Annotated in this window: 22 protein-coding genes; 6 read left to right on the forward strand and 16 right to left on the reverse strand. The window is 36.6% G+C overall.

Going from position 1 to position 23,888, the window contains the following annotated elements; genetic code table 11:
• Positions 1-93: 93 nt before the first annotated feature.
• From BUL40_RS14170 to BUL40_RS14180, 3 genes are all read right to left on the reverse strand, one after another.
• Positions 94-492: a hypothetical protein gene (locus tag BUL40_RS14170; RefSeq protein WP_010519976.1), complete on the reverse strand. Its 399-nt coding sequence runs from the start codon at positions 490-492 to the stop codon at positions 94-96.
• A 212-nt stretch (positions 493-704) separates the two neighbouring features.
• The gene (locus tag BUL40_RS14175; protein ID WP_080319788.1) at positions 705-2,090 is read right to left on the reverse strand and encodes an alpha-L-fucosidase; all 1,386 of its coding nucleotides are present in this window, start codon (positions 2,088-2,090) and stop codon (positions 705-707) included.
• A gap of 74 nt (positions 2,091-2,164) precedes the next feature.
• Positions 2,165-2,560 (reverse strand): hypothetical protein, encoded by a 396-nt coding sequence (locus BUL40_RS14180; protein ID WP_141239682.1) that lies wholly within the window; start codon positions 2,558-2,560, stop codon positions 2,165-2,167.
• A gap of 229 nt (positions 2,561-2,789) precedes the next feature.
• Between BUL40_RS14180 and BUL40_RS14185 the strand changes: the two genes are divergently transcribed.
• Positions 2,790-4,556, forward strand: coding sequence for an alpha-L-fucosidase (locus tag BUL40_RS14185; RefSeq protein WP_080319790.1), 1,767 nt, complete (start codon positions 2,790-2,792; stop codon positions 4,554-4,556).
• A 2-nt stretch (positions 4,557-4,558) separates the two neighbouring features.
• On the opposite strand, the gene BUL40_RS14190 is transcribed toward BUL40_RS14185, so the two are convergent.
• The 8 genes from BUL40_RS14190 to BUL40_RS14225 form a co-directional block, all read right to left on the reverse strand.
• Complete coding sequence (locus BUL40_RS14190; RefSeq protein ID WP_080319791.1) at positions 4,559-5,533, reverse strand: hypothetical protein; 975 nt, start codon at positions 5,531-5,533, stop codon at positions 4,559-4,561.
• Positions 5,534-5,606: 73 nt separating this feature from the next.
• Entirely contained in the window at positions 5,607-6,161 is a 555-nt protein-coding gene (locus tag BUL40_RS14195; RefSeq protein ID WP_080319792.1) for a DUF7010 family protein, read from the reverse strand.
• 103 nt (positions 6,162-6,264) lie between these two features.
• Complete coding sequence (gene arsB / locus BUL40_RS14200) at positions 6,265-7,311, reverse strand: ACR3 family arsenite efflux transporter (RefSeq protein ID WP_080319793.1); 1,047 nt, start codon at positions 7,309-7,311, stop codon at positions 6,265-6,267.
• A gap of 1 nt (position 7,312) precedes the next feature.
• Positions 7,313-7,927, reverse strand: coding sequence for an arsenate-mycothiol transferase ArsC (locus tag BUL40_RS14205; RefSeq protein ID WP_080319794.1), 615 nt, complete (start codon positions 7,925-7,927; stop codon positions 7,313-7,315).
• A 24-nt stretch (positions 7,928-7,951) separates the two neighbouring features.
• Entirely contained in the window at positions 7,952-8,419 is a 468-nt protein-coding gene (locus tag BUL40_RS14210) for a DUF6428 family protein (RefSeq protein ID WP_010519968.1), read from the reverse strand.
• Positions 8,420-8,467: 48 nt separating this feature from the next.
• Positions 8,468-8,797, reverse strand: a complete 330-nt coding sequence (locus BUL40_RS14215) for an ArsR/SmtB family transcription factor (protein WP_010519967.1) — start codon at positions 8,795-8,797, stop codon at positions 8,468-8,470.
• Between the two features lie 71 nt (positions 8,798-8,868).
• Entirely contained in the window at positions 8,869-9,537 is a 669-nt protein-coding gene (locus tag BUL40_RS14220) for a SanA/YdcF family protein (RefSeq protein WP_080319795.1), read from the reverse strand.
• A 355-nt stretch (positions 9,538-9,892) separates the two neighbouring features.
• Positions 9,893-11,338: a nucleoside hydrolase-like domain-containing protein gene (locus BUL40_RS14225; protein ID WP_080319796.1), complete on the reverse strand. Its 1,446-nt coding sequence runs from the start codon at positions 11,336-11,338 to the stop codon at positions 9,893-9,895.
• 157 nt (positions 11,339-11,495) lie between these two features.
• Between BUL40_RS14225 and BUL40_RS14230 the strand changes: the two genes are divergently transcribed.
• Complete coding sequence (locus BUL40_RS14230; RefSeq protein WP_080319797.1) at positions 11,496-12,518, forward strand: nucleoside hydrolase; 1,023 nt, start codon at positions 11,496-11,498, stop codon at positions 12,516-12,518.
• Here the strand turns inward: BUL40_RS14230 and BUL40_RS14235 are convergent, their stop codons facing one another.
• The 5 genes from BUL40_RS14235 to BUL40_RS14255 all read right to left on the reverse strand — a co-directional run bounded on the left by BUL40_RS14235 (position 12,519) and on the right by BUL40_RS14255 (position 19,879).
• Positions 12,519-13,925 (reverse strand): BNR repeat-containing protein, encoded by a 1,407-nt coding sequence (locus tag BUL40_RS14235; protein ID WP_080319798.1) that lies wholly within the window; start codon positions 13,923-13,925, stop codon positions 12,519-12,521.
• 77 nt (positions 13,926-14,002) lie between these two features.
• Positions 14,003-15,028, reverse strand: a complete 1,026-nt coding sequence (locus BUL40_RS14240; RefSeq protein ID WP_080319799.1) for a LacI family DNA-binding transcriptional regulator — start codon at positions 15,026-15,028, stop codon at positions 14,003-14,005.
• Positions 15,029-15,150: 122 nt separating this feature from the next.
• Positions 15,151-16,476 carry a xylose isomerase gene (gene xylA / locus BUL40_RS14245; RefSeq protein ID WP_080319800.1) on the reverse strand — a complete coding sequence of 442 codons (1,326 nt, stop codon included), beginning with the start codon at positions 16,474-16,476 and terminating at the stop codon, positions 15,151-15,153.
• Between the two features lie 7 nt (positions 16,477-16,483).
• The gene (locus BUL40_RS14250; protein ID WP_080319801.1) at positions 16,484-17,965 is read right to left on the reverse strand and encodes a xylulokinase; all 1,482 of its coding nucleotides are present in this window, start codon (positions 17,963-17,965) and stop codon (positions 16,484-16,486) included.
• A gap of 222 nt (positions 17,966-18,187) precedes the next feature.
• A complete protein-coding gene (locus tag BUL40_RS14255) occupies positions 18,188-19,879 on the reverse strand; it encodes a GMC oxidoreductase (protein WP_080319802.1) in 1,692 nt (563 codons plus the stop codon).
• Positions 19,880-20,048: 169 nt separating this feature from the next.
• On the opposite strand from BUL40_RS14255, the gene BUL40_RS14260 reads away from it, so the two are divergent.
• The 4 genes from BUL40_RS14260 (at position 20,049) to BUL40_RS14275 (ending at position 23,783) form a co-directional block, all read left to right on the forward strand.
• The gene (locus tag BUL40_RS14260; protein WP_080319803.1) at positions 20,049-21,962 is read left to right on the forward strand and encodes an ATP-binding protein; all 1,914 of its coding nucleotides are present in this window, start codon (positions 20,049-20,051) and stop codon (positions 21,960-21,962) included.
• Between the two features lies 1 nt (position 21,963).
• A complete protein-coding gene (locus BUL40_RS14265; protein ID WP_080319804.1) occupies positions 21,964-22,617 on the forward strand; it encodes a response regulator in 654 nt (217 codons plus the stop codon).
• Positions 22,618-22,731: 114 nt separating this feature from the next.
• Entirely contained in the window at positions 22,732-23,157 is a 426-nt protein-coding gene (locus tag BUL40_RS14270; RefSeq protein WP_010519956.1) for a hypothetical protein, read from the forward strand.
• Positions 23,158-23,183: 26 nt separating this feature from the next.
• Positions 23,184-23,783, forward strand: a complete 600-nt coding sequence (locus BUL40_RS14275; protein ID WP_080319805.1) for an SIMPL domain-containing protein — start codon at positions 23,184-23,186, stop codon at positions 23,781-23,783.
• Positions 23,784-23,888 lie beyond the last annotated feature (105 nt).

A 23,888-nucleotide genomic window follows, 5' to 3' on the forward strand; every position in this document is an offset into this window, starting at 1 on the left:
TGGTAAAGATAAAGAACTATAAAAACCGAACGGACAAAAAGAATACTCTTGAAAGACCAAAAGCAGTTATTGTTAGATTATTTATTCAACTTATTATTCACTAACACCTAAACCTAATAACATTTTTCTCACTTGAAAAAGTTCTGCTTTGGAGTGAAGTTCTTGTAAATCCCTACACTTGCCGTTCTTTAATTCTAGGCTATACCAAGTTTTACCCAGTAAACTACGTTGCCTTAGCCTTTTAATGCGGTCTAGTGGAATACTATTTATAGTTGTTTTTTTAAACAGATAAAACAACAACACTCCTGTAGATATAAGTAATAATGAAACCCAAATAAATGAAAGAGCCCCCAATCTATCTTTGGTATTGTATAGATTTACAGTAGCATTAAATAGGTTGATAAGCATTAGACCGATGATAAGAAAATATTGGGTACGTTCTTTATCTTCTATCTCTATAGCATTGGTTTCGGGGTTGTATACAACGGCCATTGGTAACTAAATAATCCCTTTAAAGGATTGATTAATATTTTTTATTATTTCAATTTGCCGGGGGAGCATGGCAAGATACTCTATTTTAACCAATTATGAGTAAATTTTCGACAATCTGCGTGCAATTTTTTACCACCAAAATTACCCCATATATTCTTAACCCTTAAGAATAAAAGCATCTGGGGTAATTTATAAGAAATTTGTTTATAGAATTAGTTACTTTCTATAACAGCCCCTTCTTCTCTGTATAAATCAATTTTACCGTCTAACAGTACCGCTAAAACCGTAAACTGAGGATCTAATACATAATCTGGAACTTGAATATATTTTATACCTGGATTTTGGCTCCAATATTGTTTGCTTACCACTTTGTGTTGGAGCTTGGTGCCCTCACCTACTACCCAGATTCTATTGATCTTATTTTTTAGGCCGCGTAACACTACCTCGCCCCCAGCATTACCCTTTACAAATAAATATAAAATGGTTTCGTCTTTGGATAAAGTGGTAGGTCCGTAGAAATGCTCTTTAGGTATGCCCGCCTTGGTTGCGTATATGGCTTCTTTATGTTTAGCGGTCCATCTGCCTAATTCCTTTAAAATAGCTTCTTGCTCCTTTGGAATGGTACCATCTGCTTTTGGGCCTATATCCAACAGCAAATTACCACCTGTACTAATCACATCCGTAAAAATTCCTATTAACTGTTGGCTAGTTTTATAATCCGTATCATTTTTTTGATATCCCCAAGAATTATTGGTTGTCATACAAAGTTCCCAATAGTTAGCCTTTGGTTTGGTAATAGGCATTCCTTGTTCTGGCGTGGCATAATCACCATATCCTTTAAGTCTACTGTTTATAATGGTTTGGGGGTTGGCATTTAGCAAAAATTGTTGCACTTTCTTAGCCTGCCATTCTTCCGCAGTATGCTCCCAATCACCATCAAACCACCACAGGCTTGGATTGTATATTGTAGCCAATTCTTTAAGTTGGCCTTGATACAAATCCAGAAAATTTTGCCACCTTTTAGGGTTTGATTGTATTGTGTACCTAATACTGTCTCTGGTAAAATGCGTATAGTCTTTAAAAGACCAATCTGGTAAAGAATAATAAATCCCCAATTTTACTCCCTCTTTTTTGAGTGCATTAGCAAATGGGGTTAACACATCTTTTTTAGCTGCAGATGCTTGTTTGGCATTAAAAGTACTGTGGCTAGAATCCCATAACGCAAAACCGTCATGATGCTTGGCCGTTATAACGGCGTATTTGGCTCCGCTTTGCTTAATTAAATCTGCCCACGCCCGTGGATCGTAATGCTGTGCTGTAAACCCCTCTTTTTGTTTAAGATAATCTTGATGCGAAATATACCCGTTGTAAAAAGACCAAGATTCGTCTATACCGTTTACGGCATATAACCCCCAATGTATAAAAATACCCAATTTGGCATCCTTAAACCATTGCATTTTATCTAATTGGGTTATATTCTCTTTATGCTCTTGAGAATACGTGGTAGCCGAAAAAAAAAAGACTGTTAAGGAAAGTAATAAGGTTAGTGTCGTATTCCACTTTAACAGGTATACTGTGTGGATTGATTTTGGTCGCATTTGGTATCTATTTAAGGTATTTTTTAATAAATCTATTTAGATATTAATAGACCTACAAGATACTATGCTATTTGCTATTGGTCCAAAAAGTTTGCTTTAAGTGAACCACACCAACTTTTGGCCTCTTCCAAGGTTTTAAACAAGTTAATTTCCCAAGAGGTATGGGCCATACCTTCTTTATATACATGGTACAATTCTTCTACCATTGGATTATTATCAGAAACCACTGCAACTTTCATTTTATTTTTCCAAAAGGTAGCCCCCATATCATAACCTACTACAGTTTTTATCTCTTTTTCACCTTCAAAAACTTTCTCTAGCCCGGTCATATCATAAATCTGGAAGGAGATTGAATTAAAACGTTCATCACCATATAATAAATTATCGGTTTTATGGATATCAGATACCCAAACATCTCCATAATGGTTTACATAAACCCCAGAATCCAACCAATTAATTGTAAATGCCATAGAAGAACGCGCCTTAATTAATCCAATGTATCTCTTTAATACTAACAAAAAACGGCAAACTTATCTAGATTGTTTTAGTTGGCAAATACAAAAAGGTTTTCGAACTAGATTCTTATACCTACTTAGTTAAACAATACGACTATCCCGATAGCAAAAAGAACCAACAAATGTAAATTTACAATGTAAAGTGTTATATTTACACGTATATCTTGAATGTCTTATATACTAAATGAAAAATAACAGTTTACTTCTACTTGCTACTTTTTTTACATTGGCTTTGACCCAAGGGCAAACACGTTCAAAATATTTACCAGAAACGCTACCTTCAATTCCTAAAATAACTAAACCTAAAACGGAAAACTCCGTACCCATGGGGGCAATTGACCAATTTGAAGAATTAAAGCTAAATACGGTTCCTGTTGGTAATGGTCCGTTTAAACCAACTTGGAGTTCCATTGAAGAAAATTATCCAGGAGAACCAAAATGGTTAAGAGACGCCAAATTTGGTATTTGGGTTCATTTTGGGCCGCAAGCTTCTGGTGCTAGTGGCGACTGGTACGCACGTAGACTTTATGTAGACGGTACCCTTGCCCATAAAAATCATTTAAAAAATCATGGACATCCATCTAAAATAGGCTATAAAGAAGTATTAAGAGATTGGAACCCAAAAAAACTAGACCCAAAAAAACTCACTGAAATCTATAAAGATGCTGGTGCTAGATTTCTAATACTACAAGGTGTTCACCATGATAATTTTGACTTATGGGACTCTTATTACCATCCTTGGAATTCTGTAGAAATGGGACCCAAAAGAGACCTAATTGCGGAATGGGCAAATGCTTGTAAAGAATTGGACATGCGCTATGGAATAACTTTTCAGCATGAGTATACCTGGTGGTGGTGGCAGACCGCTTTTGGTGGCGATAGAACCGGAGCCTTTAAAGGGATACCTTATGATGGTAATCTAAAACCAGAAGATGGAAAAGGACTTTGGTGGGATGGTTTGGACCCCAGGCAATTATATGGAATAAGTTTAAGGGAATATAAAGGGGTTACCGAAGCAGCGTATTCAGCTTGGTCTCCTCCAAAACCTGGTATTTATACCAACCATATACCGTATGCCAAATGGTTTACCACCCAATGGGCTCTACGTATAATGGATGCCATAGATAAATATGATCCCGATTTTATTTATACCGATGGTACCGACCAAAAACCGTTTAGTGGTAGCGGAACAGGAACAGGGGTTAAGGCAGATGCCATGCAGCGGGTAATTGCTTACTACTACAACCAATCTTTACAAAAACACGGCTATTTGGATAAATTTAGCGTAGTAAAGTTTAGAAATAAAACCAATGGAACGGTTACCACCGAAGAATTTGGCGTTCCAGAAAAAACAAAAGACCATGAACCTTGGATTGCAGAGGTACCTGTTGGCGATTGGTACTATGCACCAGACTTTACTTATGATTCTGGTATGATGATACATTATATAATTGAAGCCATTGCCAGAGACGGTAACGCAGCGGTATGTATTTCTCCTCTACCTGATGGTTCTTTAGATCAAGGAAGTACCAACATGCTTAAAGAAGTAGGCAAATGGATGAAAATTAATGGAGAAGCGGTTTACGGCAGCTATGCATGGAAGATTCCAGGAGAAGGTGAAATTACAAACGGAAAATTAAAAATGCTTCCTGGCGGAAAATTAGGTAAACAACACGCAGCATTTAATTTTACACCGCAAGATATTAGATTTACCCAAGGTATAGATGGCTCTTTGTTTGCTTTTACCATGGCCATACCCCAGGCAAACGAAAAAGTCATAATCAAAGCCCTAGGAACAACGTCTGAAAAAGTAGTGGGCAAAAAAATTACCAATGTGAGCCTGCTGGGTTATAAAAAATCTATTGATTGGCAGCAAACGGAAGAGGGATTGGAAATAACCTACCCAAAAACGCATAACCTAAAAACAGCTGCGGTATTTAAAATAGATTAAGTTTACTCTGTATAATTTCCTTTGGCGTAGGTTGCTAAAATTGTGGCATTTGGTTTTTTGCAGTTTTGCGGAAAGTCTGCAAAATAAATACATTTTGGCAACCCATTTTCAAAGGTAACCCGCACCGCACCATTGCCATTTCCCCATCCACTATATTTATAGTTTGCAGAGATTTCTAACGGTTTTCCATTAGCGTCTTTTGCATGTTCTTTTACATTGGTTATGCTACCACCTATATATTTATTCATCATCCAGGTTTTAGCTTGATCTTCAATCAAATCATCCAATAGCTTAGTAAAATCTTGTGTTCCGGTTGGTCCGCCAGTTTCTTTTGCTAGCGTATACTTGCTAACTTCTTTAATTCTAATACTTTCTTGCCCTAGGGCATACCTCTTCATATTTTCTTCAAATCGAAGAACGGCTTTACCATTACAGGCATTCTGAGTAAAGAATGTGGCCATATCCAAGGCTAAACCTTTTGCTTTATGCGCCATATCTACAGTGTTACCCATCTTATTATCATCCATGATCATGTCATGTAAGAGTTCCAAACTCTTCTCGCGCATTCTATTTTCTAAATCCACTTTGGCTGCATATAAATCTGGCTTGGCATACAATCCGGTCCATACCCACTCCCAACGTATACAAGTTCTGGATAGTTCCATTCCATAAGCGTTACTTTCTACACGCTCTTCTGCGCATACCTTTTTCATGATTTTTACTTTATCTTGCGGCAAATAAGAAGGGCATTGTTTACCAAAGGTGTTAAGGTAAAGATGAAAAATTGAGGTAAAATCGGAACTTTCTGGGGCAATATCCACATGCTCAAAATGACCTCTAAAGATATTGTCATATACCTCCGCATAGAACAAATCGTTGGTATTTAATTCAAAACTAGAAGTGGTTTGGGCTGTAAGCAAACTACAATTATGCAATAGTACCCAAAGAAAAAACAGGTTTAATCTGGTGGTAGTCATGGTCTTTAAAATCAGTGGTTTAAACCTAAAAATAAGTAACTTTTAACTACTTTTCCGTTTCTCCTTGTAATTTTCAGTACTTTTTTCGCTTTTGGTAAGAAGTATACAACCGTAAAGCCAAAATCAACAAACAAAAAACCATGTAAACACCAATCCAATATTGGTGTTCTGGTGCTAAATAAAGCGTAAGAAATAAGCTACCAAAAGAGATAATACCTCCCATAACAGCAAAACCGCTCTCTTTGTAATACCAGGCATATGGAAAAAAATGGGCTCCTGTTATTACCACATAGCCGAATAAAAAATAATCTGGTATGTTGGTAATAATCAAAATTAAAAATGGAAAGTAAAACAATTGGGCCAGGTTTAACCACAATCCTAATGGTTGCAAAGGGTTATTGGCCACCTTCCATTGGGACCTAATTAATTTTGAAAAACCAAAGGCAAGAGGAAGCATTAAACCACTTAACATAAATGTAAATACACTTTTAGAATAGCTGGTAAAATCCAAGGTCCAGATAATAGTAATGGCACACCATATCACTGTTGCGGATAAAATAAAATCCAATCCATTCTTGGCTTTAACGGATAGTTCAATTTTTAGCTTATTTAACTCCTCTTGAGTCATTAGAACGTTGGTTTTTAGTTGGTGTCCAAAAACACGAATACGCCCAGGTATTTGGACGTATACGCTTTTCTTCTGGTCTTAAGTTACTAAAAAAGAATTAATTTTAGGATAACGCGCTATTGTAATACTTACCTCTAAACCAATAGGCTACTTTTACCAAAAGAATTAAGGCCGGCACTTCTACCAATGGCCCAATAACCCCAGCAAAGGCCTGACCAGAATTTAGACCAAAAACAGCAATGGCTACTGCAATAGCCAACTCAAAATTATTACCAGCAGCGGTAAATGCAACCGCGGTAGTTTTATCGTAAGATGCCCCCATGCTCTTAGTTACAAAAAAACCAATGATGAACATTAACGTAAAATAAATTAGCAATGGTATAGCTATGAGTACAACATCCATTGGAATTTGGACGATCAATTCGCCTTTTAAAGAAAACATAATTACTATGGTAAACAGTAATGCAATTAAGGTTAACGGAGCTATTTTAGGTAAGAAAGCCTCCTCATACCATTTTTCTCCTTTCACCTTTACCAAAATAACCCTACTTAGCATCCCCATTAAAAAAGGAATACCTAAATAAATAGCTACACTTTCTGCTATAGTAGTTATAGAAATATCCACGATTGCCCCATCAAAACCAAAATAAGGCGGTAAAACCGTGATAAACAACCAAGCGTAAAAACTATAGGCAAATACCTGAAAAATACTGTTCAACGCTACAAGACCAGCTCCATATTCGCTGCTACCATCTGCTAGATCGTTCCAGACCAAAACCATGGCAATACATCTAGCTAAACCAATTAGGATTAAACCTACCATATATTCCGGATGGTCCTGTAAAAATAGAAGCGCTAGAACAAACATCAAAATAGGCCCAACCACCCAATTAAGAACCACTGATACGGTTAAAATTTTAGTGTTCTTAAAAACTTTTGGTAACAACGCGTACTTAACTTTTGCCAAGGGTGGATACATCATTAATATTAAGCCAATGGCAATTGGAATATTTGTAGTGCCCTTGCTAAAAGAATTTATAATAGATGGAAAAGTAGGGAAAAAGTTACCTAAAGCTACACCAAATGCCATAGCTACAAAAATCCATAAAGTGAGATTCTTGTCTAAAAAACTTAGTTTTTTTTGTGCCATTTTATTGAATTTGAGAGAAAATATACTTCATCTCCGTAGCAATTTGTTTGCTACGCTCTTTGTACATTTTATCTTGTTCTGGAGTTCCGTCAAAAGCCTTAGGGTCTTCATAGGTAATGGGTATCCGTTTTTCGGCACCGGGTACAAATGGGCAACCTTGATCTGCCTGTGAGCAGGTCATGATAGCCGCAAACCCCTCTGCTGGATTAAACTCATGGTCCATTCTTTTGGAGAAGGCAATTACCGCAGGCTCATTTTGGGCATACTTTATAGCATAAACAGGATTATCATCTGCAGACAATTTTGTAACCGTAAATCCATTAAAAATTAGAGTCTCCCCTATTTTTGGATACATGGCTGTTGCCTCGGTACCGCCAGAGTAACAAAAAACATTGGCTATACCATAATAGTGCGCCATAGTTTGAGCCCAAATTTGGGATAGATGGCTCCTGCGGGAATTATGGGTACAGATTAAATTTAAACGAATAGGCTTGTTTGCATCTTTATTAGCTTGAATATAGCTGATTAAAGGTTGTAATATATCCTTACGTTCTGGGGATATATCCGTTGTAGCCAATTGATCTACAAAGGTTTGTAATGTGTTTAATAATGACATGGTTTCGATACACTTATTAGGGGTTTAACAACAACCGGAATTAGGGTTACAACCGCTTGTTGCTTGCAATTCTGACAACTTTATTCTAGGCTTACTTTCTGGGATCCCACAATTGTCTTTTGCCAAACAATCTGTGAACTTACTGGTTAACAGAAAGTGCTTTCCATTGAAGTCCAAGCTATACCTTTCTATGGTGGCACCTTGAAATTCTACTTCAACTTCTAAATTGGTCAAATCCAATGTTTTTTCCGATAGTTCAATAATATGGACCAGTTTTTCTGGATGTAGTCTGTGATCATAATCATCTGCGTTCCATAATTGAAAATTCACCTTTTCTTCCATTCTTACCGTACCGCCACAATCAATAAAATGCTTATTAACCTTACCTACTTCGGTAACATGAAAATGCCTTGGAACCAAGTTTCCATTGGGCAATTCAAAAGCAATGGTCTCTAAACCCTGTAATGCTGTTTTAACTTCTTTTAGTGTCATATACTTCTACTTTTATTGTATTATTACGATTAATACAGTTAAATTTTTTTAGCAACAACTATTTGTCTGTAAATCTTGATTTAAAAATTCGTTCATCAACGTTTTCATATGTTTCCAATTGGTTTCATCTATGCAATAGCAAACACTGGTACCCTCAACATTTCCTTTTATAAGTCCAAGGTTTTTTAATTCCTTTAAATGTTGTGATATGGTAGGTTGTGCCAAACCAATTTCATCTACTAAATCGCCACAAACACAGGCATTTATTTTAAATAGATGTTGCAATATGGCCACGCGGGCAGGGTGTCCAAAAACTTTGGCAAACAAAGCTATTTTATTTTGCTCTTCCGTGAATATCTCTGTTTTGGCTAAACCCATTGTTTAATTGTTATATTGCAATATTACGATTAATAAGGTTAAATCACAGAAATAATTAGGAAAATTTTAATTTAATTGGAATTGGAAGGATCAGGAATAGCTTCTTGTTTACCAATAAATTTGGGCTTTACACCAAATAAAATATCAATAAAAACCTTGGTACGAGCAAAATACTCCCTTACCTGTGTTTTAAGTCCGGCGGCAACACCAACATCTTTTGCATTATACCCAATTGCATGTAAACCATTTTTCTCTGCCAAGTAAATAGCTCTCTCGTTATGGAAAGCTTGGGAAATTATTGTAATTCGCTCTTGCCCAAATACCTCTTTTGCTCTTACAACGGAATCTAGTGTTCTAAACCCGGCATAGTCTAATATAATCCTGTCTTCAGGAACTCCTTCTTTGACCAATTCCTTTTTAAACTCCGAAGGTTCATTGTAATATTTACTACCGTTATCACCACTTACCAAAACGTATGCTATTTTACCTGCTTTATATAGCCTAACCGCAGCAGCTACCCTAAATTTAAAATACGGATTTACACCACCTGCTTTTAAGTATTTAGAGGTACCCAAAACCAAACCAACGTGGTTGGTAGGAACGTTTTCTATAGAATCATACGTTTTACCATCTGCATTTTTTTCGATGGAAAAATTGGCGATAAAAACCAGAACCAGCGTAACAATTAAAGAAAACAATAACGCTTTAACCAGCTTATGTATAAATCTGTTTTGGAACAATAGTAATCTCCTTTTTTATGGTCCTTGCTAAATTAATTCTTTAAAAACATTAGCTAACTATAATTAAGGGTATTTTACGATTGCCAATAAAAATATCTGTCTTTAGAAGTTGTACTTTGTTTCAATTAAATACTTCTTTTATACATAAAGATACCTGCGAGAAGATTTAAGATAGTAGCTTATATTTTATTGCATATTAATTATGACAAAATGGAAATTACCTGTTTACTAAAACTCGCCCCTCTTGAAACCTAACTATAATCTTTTACTATTTAAAAAGCAATAATTATTTTACCCAAATGGTTACTTGGGGGCATTAATCACCGTGAAGCTGTTTTAGCCCCGTAATTTTGATTTAGGGCACAACCGTAACTATAATTCTTTTATATCTGGTTAAAGCTGGCGTTCCTTTATCTGTTAATTTGAGGATAATATGAATGGTCTCCTTTTGTGCAACCTTTGGTGCATCCACATATGCCGTATGTGAATTGCCTGGTTGGCCAATGTTAAATTCACCTTTAAAACCACCAGCTTCTTTATAAACAAACCATAGATAACTTAAGCTATCTCCGTCCGGATCATACGATTTACTGGCATCTAGAGCAAATCCTTGTCCAGATTTAACAGTAAGCGCTGTAGCATGGCTCAATACCGGCACGGGTGGGTGATTGGATTCTGTAAAAGTATTTATAGTCCAATCCATACGCGCAGCAAAGTCGTTTTGTATCTCGTCTCGCCACCGCCAAATAGAAACCTTGCCCCCTGTATATTTGGTAGAATCTAATTTTACGTTTCTACCATAATTAGAAAACACATACGGCTCATAGGTGTCTATGGTATCTGTCCATATTTTTCTAGTTTCCGGCTCAAAAGGCACTCCTGAGCTTCCCCTTTTGCGACCTTCAAATTTTGGTAGATAATAGGTATATCTACCTCCCCAGCCTCCATAATCAGGTCTTTCAGGATTATTTAATCCATTTGGTATTACCCCTAAAAATGCGGGAGTATCTCCCTCAACGCCCCAGCTAACGTCTGGGTAAACTGCACCTAATGGCCCATGGTCTTGTTGTATATTTTTTGCTAGCCACGTATTGCTAATTGTAGTATTATCCCAATTTTTCACTACTGTATTAATTCCCGTCCAGGTAGCGGTTCCATAATCATCTCCCGGACTTACCACATAGAACAATTTTGGAAAATTCTTTCTAATCCATATCCCAGAGTCGTCTTGATCAGAGATGGTATAAACTCGTATTTTACTTACTATTTCATCAAGTTGATTTTGAGATGTAGTAGCCTTTAAATCGTATAATGCTTGTGCCAAAACATTAGCACCACCCCAAACCGACACCCATAAAGGCCTTTCATCTTTCTTCTTTAATTCTTCTACCAATAATTGTGAGCCAGAGCTAGTTTGGTTCTTCCCAACCCCCAATAACCCGTATTTTGGAGGCCCCGTTTTTACCTTAGCTAACAATTCTATTTTGGTAGGATACCCCCCTTCATGTTTTAAAAGGTTATCCCTTACCTTACCATAAGCGTCTAGCACCTGTAAAATTGATTCGGGATTAACCTCATTTTTATGCCAGCAAGATGTAGTGGCCACCAATCCTCTAATTTCTAGTTTATTTGAATATAGTAGCAACCTTACCAAAGATTGGGTATCATCTGGGTCCGCTTCAATATCCGTTAGCACAAAAAGCCTCGGTTTAACCTCTTGCTGGGCAAAGCCAGCTGTGTTAGCAAGTAATAAAACAAATAGAACAATTAGATTGAATATAGGCTTTGGTGTAGACTTCATGTATAAGTTTTTATTCAGCAAAGAATAAGATAATCTATTTGAGAGTAGTCTTGGGCCTAGCCATATAATTTCAACGAAAAGTCTGTAAAACGTTTCGCTTATCCTAAAATTAAATGCAAGACCGTTTCTTTTGTATCTTAGGTCTTAAACCATAACAATGAAACTGCTGCAAAACCAAACTATTCTCGTATTGTTTATTTTACCCGTTCTACTATTTGGCCAAAACCCCATTCCAGAAGTTTATGAGAATGTAACACCCAGGGTACGTGTAATTATTGATAATGATTTTGGAGGAGATCCAGACGGACTCTTTCAATTAGTACACCATTTATTGAGCCCTAGTGTTCTGATTAAAGGTATCATTGGATCACAACATTACTCCGCCGGTTTTTATGACAATCCGGGAACTGCAGACTTTTCTGCACTACTTGCACAGCAGGTATTGGATACTATGGATTTGGAAGATAAATATACTGTGCTGGCAGGCAGCAACAAGGGATTGGTAGCAATGGATACACCCCAAAAAACCAAAGCTGCCCAACTTATTGTAGACGAAGCTATGCGTACAGATACTAAATTGCCCCTGTATATTGTTTGTGGTGCCGGTTTAACAAACCTTGCGAGTGCTTATCTGATAGAACCAAAAATTGCGGATAAAGTAATCTTGGTTTGGATTGGCGGCGAAGAATATCCAGATTTGGCCTATCCCCCACCAAATGCCATGAAAACAGAATATAATCTTGGTATAGACAAGCTAGCCGCACAAGTAGTATTTAACCAAAGTGCGATCCCAATTTGGCAAGTACCGCGTAATGCGTATAGATTAACCTTAATATCTCATGCTGAATTGTTTTATCGGTTTGGAAATAAAGGAATTGTGGGTGAATTTTTGGTTGACAAAATGAAACATTTATTTGAAAAATCTGGCAAAAAATTAGGTGAAGCTTATGCCTTGGGCGATAACCCGCTTACCTTGCTTACTGCTTTACAGTCTTCTTGGGAAGCAGACCCTTCTTCTAGTTTATACAAACTGGTACAGGCACCTACCATTAACAAAAATGGGAATTATGAAACCAATAAAAACGGAAGGACAATAAGGGTGTATACCCAATTAGATGTGCGTTTAATGTTCAATGATTTAGAGGCTAAGTTGGCATTATTTGGAAAAGTTGCCAACTAACTATTGTGCATCTTTAAGTTCGTATAATTTTAACACGCTAGGCTTGGGCCAAGGTTTTTCTCTTGGTAAATCCCTATTGTTATTTAAAGTTTCCCATTTAAGTAAATACTGTAGGTTACCCTTACCATTATTACTACCATCCTTTAGCGTTTGTACCACAAGGCCTGGAAAATTGCCCTCTACATCTAATTGGTTTGCCAAAGATTCTGGTTTAATTACAGAACCTATGGCTTTTAAGTCTTTATCCAATAAAATAGTGCCTTCCCCATAGGCTTTGTGGTAGTAACCTACTTCAAACCTGCCGTCCGCACGCCTATTGAATTCTTTTATAAGTACCTCAAAATCTATACTACCAAAACCAGAGAATTCCCAACGATATTCCCAATTGGTAATGGTATGATTTTTCCATGTTCCATCTTCCAAATAAGCCACATACAACTGTAAATTGCCCACCTCATCGTATTTATGATATACAAATACCGGGTTGTTATCTTTATCCAATACCAACTTAGCCGCTAAGTTTATGATTCCACCATTAACCGGTATAGGGTCCACTATTAGTCCGTTAGTATTTAATGTTGCTGGCAAATCTATCTGCTCCCCACTCACAGTATACCATTTTTTTAAATCTGGACTTTTCATGTAGCTTAAATCATGATTGGTGGCACAATCTGGCGTATCTCTCCAAACCCAATACACATGGTACCAACCATCTTCTAAAAGCATGGGTTTACTTTGGTAAGCGTTCATTTTACCCATACCATCCGTTAACGGTCTGTCTAACAAACGAGACCATTCTTGACTTTTTACATCATATAAATTATAAATCTCGTTACCATCACCACTTCCACCATCTCGGTACTGAAACACAATATTTCCTTCCTTGGTGGTTGTAAATCTAGGATAGGTGCAACGGTCTTCATTGCTACCAATTAACTCATAATGTTGTTTAAGCGTTGTAACATCATACGGTTTTTCACTTTTAAAATAAGTAATTGGATTTATGTGCATGTTACCCGATAAATGTATATATCCTAATGAATCTACTATCAATTCTAAATAATTATGACTATCCCAACCAAGCACCGTGCTAGTACCATTTGCTGTTTCTCTAGTAGTAGCGGGTAATTGATACTTTTTAAAACCTAATGAATCTAATTTGCGCTGTGCAACTACAATATTTCTATTTGCATTGTAGTACGCAACAAACTGATGGTTGCCTTTGGTGTATATAGAAAAATTGGCAGGATGCCCAGACCAAACACTGTCTATGGTTATGGTGTTCACAATCGTTGGCACTTTACCACTTTCATCTAGCACCAAATTGTTTTGTTTTACTTTCTGTTTACAAGAAAACTGACAAATTAATAGTAGCGATAAGATGTAGTATTTTAGTTTGGTATGCATACTTGCGTTTTAAGTAGTAAGGCTTAAACCACAAATATGAAGATTATTATTTAAAAGTGTGTCTACAACACAAATAATTAAGGTGTTTTTCTAGAAGATTCTCTAACAATAAGACTCGTCTTTACCACCTTGGTAGTATATGGTAAGGTCTCCGCATCTGTTTTTTCTATACGGTCTATTATCATATTGGCCGCCGTTTCTCCAATAAATTTACCATGTTGGCTTACCATACTTAAAGAAGGAGAAACATACTTGGATAATCTACCATTTGTAAAACCAACAATAGAAACTTCTTCTGGTACCTTCACCTTTTTTTGTTTGCAGATATTTAGAACATCAACAGCTGTCATTTCATCTAAAGCAATGATGGCGTCTACAGGCTTATAATTTAAAAGAAGGGTCATTAAAATTTCTAAATCGTCTTTTTTACCCACTTTTACATTTAAGTTTTTATCGTAGGCAATTCCTTTTTCCTCTAGTGCTTTTTGGTAACCTTGAATTCTTAGTTTACCAACACTAGAATCAAAAATAGTAGATACTACTGCAACATTTTTGCACCCAGTTTCAAATAGATAATTAGTGGTTTTATATCCGGCTTCAAAATCATCTACAATAACCTTATCACAATCTACTTCGTCTGTAACCCGATCAATCATCACCATAGGTATTTGACCATTGCTATAATTTTTTAAGTGATCATAAATAGCTTTGGACTGTGTTTCTTCTGATAATGAAATGATTAAGCCGTCTACAGTGCCCGCGCTCAACAACTCAACCGTTTTTAGTTCTTTTAAATAAGACTCATCAGAGGTACAACTGATAATGTTATAACCCCTTGCATTTGCATTTTTTTCAATACCATAAAAAACCTGAACAAAGAAGTAGTTTAAGATATTGGGGACTACAACACCAATAGTCTTTGTGTTTTTACGTAAAAGACTTAAAGCAATACGGTTTGGACGGTAATGGTTGTCCTTGGCATATTGTTGAATTTTCGCTTTAAGGTCCTCACTAATTTCATGACTATCGTTAATAGCCTTGGAAGCGGTAGATACCGAGACTTTAAAATGGGTGGCAATATCTTTTAAAGTAAATTTTTTCATAATCGTGTTACCCAAAGATAACCTAAAAGTAATTTAATTTTGGTTGCTTGTGCCAGTGCTTATTAAAGCCAAAAAAACCGGTAACCTAAATATAAATTACCGGTTTTATAACTAAAACTAACTTATATATACTGGTTCAATATGTTTTCGAACAATTCTTGCTTTCCACTAATAGTCTGTGGTTCTCCTTTCTCCATTCCAATTTTGGCCAACGTTTCCAAATCTAGTTTGTTGTTAACAAAATCTGCTCCTTTACCAGAGGTAAAGCTGGCATAGCGTTTAGAAAGTAAATCTTCATACGGTGATTTTTGCATAACAGCATCTGCAATAAGTAAACCGCGTGCAAAAGTATCTGCGCCACCAATATGTGCTAAGAATATATCTTCTAGATCTGTAGAATTTCTTCTGGTCTTGGCATCAAAATTTACACCACCACCTTGTAAACCACCAGCTTTTAAGAATACCAACATTGCTTCTGCCGTTTCTAAAAAGTTGTTTGGAAATTGATCCGTATCCCATCCGTTTTGGTAATCTCCACGGTTAGCATCTATGCTTCCTAACATTCCTGCATCTGCCGCCACTTGTAGTTCATGCTGAAAAGTGTGTTGGGCCAAGGTGGCATGGTTAACTTCAATATTCAATTTAAAATCGTTCTCCAAGCCTTGCTCTCTTATAAAATTGATAGACGTAGCAGAATCAAAATCATATTGATGCTTAGAAGGCTCCATTGGTTTTGGTTCAATAAAGAAACTGCCTTTAAATCCATTTTTTCTAGCATAGTCTCTTGCCATTCGCATAAAACGACCAATGTTATCTTGCTCCAATTTCATATTGGTATTCAGTAAGGACATATAACCTTCTCTACCTCCCCAGAACACATAGTTTTCACCGCCAAGTTCCATTGTTGCATCTAAGGCAATTTTTACTTGAGCACCTGCATGCGCCACTACATCAAAATTAGGGTTAGAAGCCGCACCGTTCATATATCTGGGATTAGAGAATAAATTAGCTGTTCCCCATAGTAGTTTTACCCCAGAAGCGTTCATTTTTTCTTTAAGGTAGGCTACCGTTTGCTGAACCCTTTTTTCAGATTCCGCAAGGGTACCAGCCTCATCTACCAAATCAAAATCATGAAAACAATAGTAGTCAAACCCCATTTTTGTTACAAATTCAAATGCTGCATCTGCCTTTTCTTTTGCTGCAACAAGCGGATCTGTAGCAGTACTCCAAGGAAACGCTTTGGTACCTGGACCAAAAGGGTCTCCTCCGGTACCACAAAGGGTATGCCAATAAGCCATTGCAAATTTAAAATGCTCTCTCATGGTTTTACCGGCAACTACTTGTTCTGGATTATAAAATTTGAACGCTAAGGGATTATCAGATTCCCTACCTTCATATTTAATCTCGCCAATTCCTTTAAAATATTCTTTATCTCCTATTAATACCATTTGTTGATTATTTATTTAAAATTAAACTCAATTCTTTTTTCCAATTATCGTATGCTGTTTGGTAGGCCGTTTTATCCTTTAACGGCATGTATGTCATTACATGGTCGTTTTTCATGTACGTATTAAATGCATTATAATCACCGTCTTGTAAAGCACAAGCTCTTGCAGCACCTATAGCCCCGGTAGTATTGTAAATTTCTATTTCTTGACCTAGCAATGTGGCAATGGTATTTGAGAAAATTTCTGATCTAAATAAATTATCGTTACCTGCCCTAATTACTTTTGGCACAATACCATCTTGTTGCATAATCTCAAAGCCATAAACAAAAGAAAACGCTATACCTTCTAAAGCGGCCCTACACAAATGGGCCTTATTGTGCCTGTTGAGGTTTAAATGCACTATTCTTGTGCCTACATCTTTGTTTTGCAACATACGTTCTGCACCATTACCAAAAGGAATTACCGTTACACCATCTGCTCCTACTGGTATGGCGCCAGCCAGTTGGTTCATTTCATCATAGGAAGAAACACTTAAGTTATTCATTAACCAGCGGTATTGTATCCCTGCTCCATTTATACACAACAATTTGCCAATACGTTGCTTTTGCCCTTTTTCATAATTAACATGGGCAAAATTGTTAACCTTATCGCACTCTTTAACAGACAGGTTATCTGTAACCGCATACATTACCCCAGAAGTTCCGCCGGTTGCGGCAACCTCTCCTGGATTAAATACATTTAAAGAAAGTGCATTGTTTGGTTGATCACCAGCCCTATAAAGAATAGGCGTACCAATAGCTAAACCCGTTTGGGTAGCACCAGATTGGTCCACAAAAGCTTGTTTGCCAAAAGTTGGTACTATTTCTGGAACCAAATCCTTTGGTAATCCATAAAAATTTAGCAGTTCTTCTGAAATCGCATCTTTTTTAAAATCCCAATAAACGCCTTCAGATAAACCCGATAAGGTGGTATTGATAGAACCACTTAGTTTGTAGGAGATAAAATCTCCCGGAAGCATAAATTTATCGATGTCTTTAAAAATGGAAGGTTCATGCTCTTTTACCCATTTTAATTTAGATGCCGTAAAGTTGGCTGGACTATTTAATAAATGGGTGTTACAAAAATCTACTCCCATATTCGCATAAGCTTCGTTACCTATTTCCACTGCCCTAGAATCGCACCAAATAATTGATTTTCTTAAAGGTTCTCCATGCTTATCTACCAAAACCAGTCCGTGCATTTGGTACGATATACCTATACCTTTTATTAAATCTGCATCTACGGAGTGTTCTTTGATAATCCGCTTAATTCCGTTACAGGCATGTTGCCACCATACGTTAGGATCCTGCTCTGCCCAACCTGCTTGGGCAGCATACATGGACATTTCTTCCTTTGGTTCTTGCACCACGGTAACACTTTTACCAGAGCTAGATTCAATTAAGGCAATTTTAAGGGAAGAGCTCCCTACGTCCAGTCCTAAAAAGTACATATTGCAGTTTTATCGTTTTTACCAAATGTACTTATAATACCTTTCGAAAATTGTTTTTAAATAGTGCGAATTGTATTTATTCAATTAAAGTATATCAAAATAGATTTTAACCAAAAACAGCTTAAATACATTGAATAACAGAGCTGTATAGATTTTTCACGGGCATCGAAAGTTTTTCGAAAGGCTTTTCGTTAAATCCAGATTCTTCACTACCAACATCAACTATTTAGATAAATTATCCGCTAAATGCTGGCTTAAGGCTACCATTGCTAAAGTAGGATTCCAAGAAGCGCCGGTTGGCCACAAAGCCCCACCTGTAACATATACGTTGGGCACCTCTTGCGGACGGTAATCTAGGTTTACAACCCCATCGCCTTCTCCTATCCATAAAGTGGAGGCTTCATGTACTAAACCCGGCACCCTAAAACTTTCTGTTTTAGGATGCTCTTTTTGCCAACTACCGGTTTGGTAATCCCAATACTCTACCTTGGTGGCACCTTTAGGTGAAAGCACATTTTCTACCACATCAAAGGTCATTTGGTCCATAGCATCCCAAACCAACCCATCATTTTTATTTAATTCTATATTTAATGTACTATTTACGGTAGAGTCGGTATCAGCATTCTTTAAAAACGTATTTTTTGGATTTCTAAAGTCGATTTCTCCTAAAACAGCGCAAACAAAAACAACATGGTCTTTTGAAGTTAGTAATTGTTCCTCTGTTGCCGAAGCTACCACATCTGGCATATTTCTAAGAGCCGCTTCTGCGTTTTCTTTGGGATTTTTATCAGATAATGCGGTTAGTTGTATATGAAATTGCCCTTCATGACCCAATTGGGGCGCTACCCCAGCTACATAAAAAGCCCCTAATTCTAAGTTAGCTAGTTTAGCAGCAAAACCATAATCCTTTCTTGGTACCCTAGCCACAATGGAACTAACAAAATGAGATGTAAAGCGGGTACCAGCTTTTGTTAAATGCGGAAAAGAATTTTGCAGCAATGTTGTTGGTGGCAAGGTACCCATTGCCAATATTAGTTTAGCAGCACCCAATGCCAATACACCTCTTGTGGTCTCCAGGGCTGTAGCCGTTTTTTCTTGCTGCAGTATTTTAGATACCGTGCAATTGGTTACCACTTTTAACTTACTACCTTTACCCGCCGCATGTAGGCGTTCTTGTTTCTCAATCAATTCCAGTATCCTATTAGGCGTAGAAAACTTAGAAAAATCAACATCGTTTTCTTTTGCCGTTTTAACAGCTAAAGGAGCTGGTATTATGCGTGTAAAATTAGATACCTCTAACCCTTTTTCAATGAGTAGTTTTTGTAATTCTTTCTGCAGACTGGCAAAGATTGGTTTCTCGTTGCTTGTAGACTTTATTTTATCTGCAGGTATTACGTTCATTAATTCCTCCGCATCTAAGAAATAATCTTTTAAAACCTCAACTACCGGTTTGGGCCAATTTGTTAACTCTTCTTCTGTGGGCCTTGGGCACCAACCACTCCATAAAGTAGACCTTCCTCCAAAAAATGGCACCATACCATGTTGCCATTTTACGTATTTACCTTGAGTGGTTTTGGTAGATAACGTCCAAGGGTAAGTTTCACTTAACCCGCCCAGGGTTTTCTTATAGGGACCTGGTAAATCTTGAAAGTGTTCTGGCAAAAAAAACGGGCCTCTTTCTAAAACTAAAATTCTTGCAAAAGGATTATTTTTTAAAGTACGCTCAATAAAGGCCAATGCACAAAAGCCGGTCCCAATAACAACAAAATCAAACTGTTGCTCTTCTCGTATAATCTTCCATTCCGAATTGGATACAAAAAAAACGTGGTCCATTACATTTTGCCCGGTGGGCGATTGCGGACCCGGGGAAGGATAACCATAATTAAAATTTGGAGACGAAGCATACTGAGCCATAATCAGATTGTTGTTTGGTTGATGTATATATTTGGAAAATTGTGCCTTTATGCTTTAAAGACGCTTTTATAAAAGTATTTAGATTAGTTTAAATTGCCAAAACCCTGAAAACAGTGAGTGGTAATAACCGTTCTAACCATAATTTTATCTTTACCATAAATTTAATCGTATGCCCAAAGGAATAGGTCTAAGGATTTTGCTTGCTAGCATTATTAGTAGTTTGTTTTTTGTAAACCCTACCAGTGCCCAAGAGCAAGACAAAGTTTGGTTTAAAGCTTTTGGCCATACACCAAATAGTATTAGCCCAGAACTATACCACCAATTAGAAACCGCAACACAAGCTACGGAAAGGTGGCGGCTATTGTTTTCTATTGGCAAACAACACGTTACACAAGGCAATACAGATTCTATTTTACATTATGCTTCTGTTTTGGCACAAGAAACCGTAGATGCGCATGACGAAACCAATACGGCAAGAACATATGAAATAATGGCACAATGGCTATATGGCGAAGGGAACCTAAAAAATGGCCTGTTAGATGAAGCTTTGGTATCCTACATAAAAGGTCTTAATAAGGCCGAAGCCTATCAAGATGATGGTTTTGTACACAATCTTAAAATTGGATTGGCAAAAGTGTATTTTCATAAAGGAGAAATAGAGAAAGCCAGCGAGATATTATTGCCTTTACAGAACCAATTAAAAGAAGGTGAATTGCTTTCTTATACCAATTATTATCTGGGCAACATAGCTGCAACCCAAGCTAACTTTGAAAAGGCTAAACGACTTTTTACATTGGTAAGTAAAAATGAGCACCATACAAAGCTATCCATAGCAGCCAAACTCATGTTGGCCAATATATATGGGGAAGAAAAAAATACGAATAAAGCGTATAGCGATTTTGAATCGGTTATGCAAAAAGCACTGGTAGAACGTTATTATGATATTTACACCGAAGCGGTAACCAGCTACGGAAGGTTAATGAATAATAATGGAAATCATGAGACCGCAGAACTCATACTTTCTATTGCTTACACAAACTCTATACAATGGAATAACTTAGAATTACAAAAAAAGATTATTCAGCAACTGGTATACACTTACCAGCAAAAAGAAGATTTTGAAAATGCTTATAATTTAATGACGCAATATTTATCCGTTAACAATCAAATTCTACAGAAACAAAACACCCGAGATTTAAAGGAATTAGAAGTTAAATATGAAACCTTACAAAAAGAAAATCAAATCTATCAGCTTAAAGAAGAGCAAGTAGCCAAACAAAACGAGCTTAAGCGGCAAAAAACAATAAAAATGGCCATTTTATATGGTTTTCTAATTCTACTGATTCCTATTGTTGCTTTATTAGTGGTTTACTACCAAAAACTTCAAACGCAAAGTCAGTTAACACAAAGACAACAAGAACTTAACGAGCAAAAGTTAAAAACCCTAGAACAAGAACAACAACTACAGTTAGCAGAGGCCAGTTTGGAGGCACAGACCGAAGAGCGCTCCAGAATTGCCAAACAATTACATGATAGCATAGGAGGTAATCTTGCAGGTATTAAATTGCAACTATCGAACTTAGTTTCAACTTCTAGAAACAATTCAGAATTGCTTAAACAAGTTAACGACACCTATGAGCTTGTACGGGATATTTCGCACGATTTAACCCCAAAGAAGTTCATTAATTCAGACTATGTAAACCTAATTCGTATTTACCTGGATAACATTGCAAAAAATAGCAGCTTAACTATTTCATTTTCTGCACACCCCAACGCCAAGATAAATAGTTTACCAGAAAAATTAAAGGTAGAAGTTTACCAAATAATACAAGAATTGACTACCAACGTTTTAAAACATGCAAAAGCCACAAGTTTGGAAGTCCACCTAAATCTACACCAAAATGAATTGCAACTATTGTTTGAAGATGATGGTGCAGGCTTTGATACGGAAAAACATAAAACGGGTATCGGTTTAAAAAATTTAAATCTTAGATTGCAAAATTTAGAGGCATCTATGCTACTAGACAGTGCACTAAATAGAGGCACTGCCATAACTATAAACATTCCTTTAAACGCCAACTAAAATGAACACTTACAATATTATTATTGCGGACGACCATAAAATGTTTTTAGATGGCCTTATAAGTATATTGGGCAATAATAAAGCATATACCATTGTATTAACAGCAGACCGGGGGCACAAAGTTGCAAAGTATCTGGATATAAACAACGCTACAGAACCCATAGATTTGGTCATTACAGATGTAAGTATGCCAGACTATAGTGGTATAGAACTTAACAAACATATAAAAGACAACCACCCCAAAACAAAAACCTTAGTAGTTAGTATGTTGCATGATACTACCACCGTACAAACCCTTACACAAGACAATGTAGATGGTTATGTTCCAAAAAATGCAGAAAAAGAAGAATTACTAACCGCTATTGAGACCATTTTAAATGGCGATAAATATTTTTCGCAATCCATTAAAGAGGTTTACCTAAAGGGAATGTTTTCCAAAGAAGAGAAATTGGAAGACACCTTATCTAAGAGGGAAAAAGAAGTACTAAAATTAATTGCCCAAGAATTTACCACACAAGAAATTGCAGACCAGCTCTTTTTGAGCAAACATACCATTGAAAGTTACAGAAAGAACCTCATCTCTAAATTAGAGGTAAGGAACTTAGCTGGTTTAACCAAATATGCAATTAAACTAGGGCTTTTAGAAGACGAATAAGCCCAAAATAAATAGACACCCCTGAAAACAGGGGTGTCATTTATACGGTAAATAGGGCTGTATTTCCTTTCCTATTACTAGAAATTTGTCCTGTAACTAATAAAAATTAAAATTATGATTTACGGGATTACCTTAGTTTTATTGAGCATTATAGCAGTGCCCTCTCTAATTCTTTCTAAAAAACCAAACGCAAAAGAACTTTTGGCAAAAGTAGAACCCTATCAAGGTTGGATAGGTTTAGTATTTTGTATTTGGGGTGTATGGGGCATTATAACCAGTATCTTAAATATTGGATGGATGACCACCGCTCCTATATGGTGGGCAACCTTACTTGCCGGCAGTATTGTAGAAGCAACCTTAGGCTTTATGTTGGGTTTTGCCGTCATCAACAAAATTATAATAGGTAAAAATGAAAGTGCTCAAGTAAAAGCGGCAGAACTACGTGCAAAAATTGCACCCAAACAGGGTAAATTAGGTGTACTAGGTATCATTGTGGGTATTTGGATGATTGTCGCCTCTTTTCTTTTTACCGTAGCTTAACAACTAACATTTTAAAACCAATTGTTATGAAACAACTAATACAATTAGTCTTATTGTTTGTTTGTATAGCAGCAAAGGCGCAGACCATACCTAATACCCTATCTGTGAGTGGTAGCGTAAAGGTAGAACGCAAGGTAACCCAATATAAAGCCAAGATTCTTTTGAACATGGATCAAGTGCTTTATAGCAATCCAGAATACAAAACACTGGACGATTTAAAAAATGCTTACTTTAACATGTTACGGACTAAAGGTTTTGATACAAGTAAATTTAAAGAAGACGAACTTTCCTATCTAACCTATGGTTACCAAAAAGAAGGTACCGTTTACTTCTACGAGACAACAAACCCCCAAGACATTAAAACCCTTTCATTTAATAGAATTAACGGTATAACCGTTTATATACAAGTTAAAGCAGAAGTAGAAGAAGGCACCTTAAACAAGCTATTAAAAACTGCTTTGGCCAATGCCAAAGAGAATGCTACACGTTTAGCCAGTGCGGCCAATAAAAAGGTTGGCGACATCCAGTCCATGTCCGAAACATATTTTAAACCAGAAATATGGAATTCCTACAACAACGATTACGAAGAGTTCCTAACCGTTTCTGTCTCCTACTTTTTAGAATAAAATTTAGTTGGTTAACTTGGTTTCCGGTCTTTAGCAAAAACAGCTTTAGGCCGGTTTTTTTAATTTAAGTTAGCCACTAGCATAATTTATTCTATTTTTGCCAAC

This window comes from Croceivirga radicis, assembly GCF_002072105.2.
GTDB lineage: Bacteria > Bacteroidota > Bacteroidia > Flavobacteriales > Flavobacteriaceae > Croceivirga > Croceivirga radicis.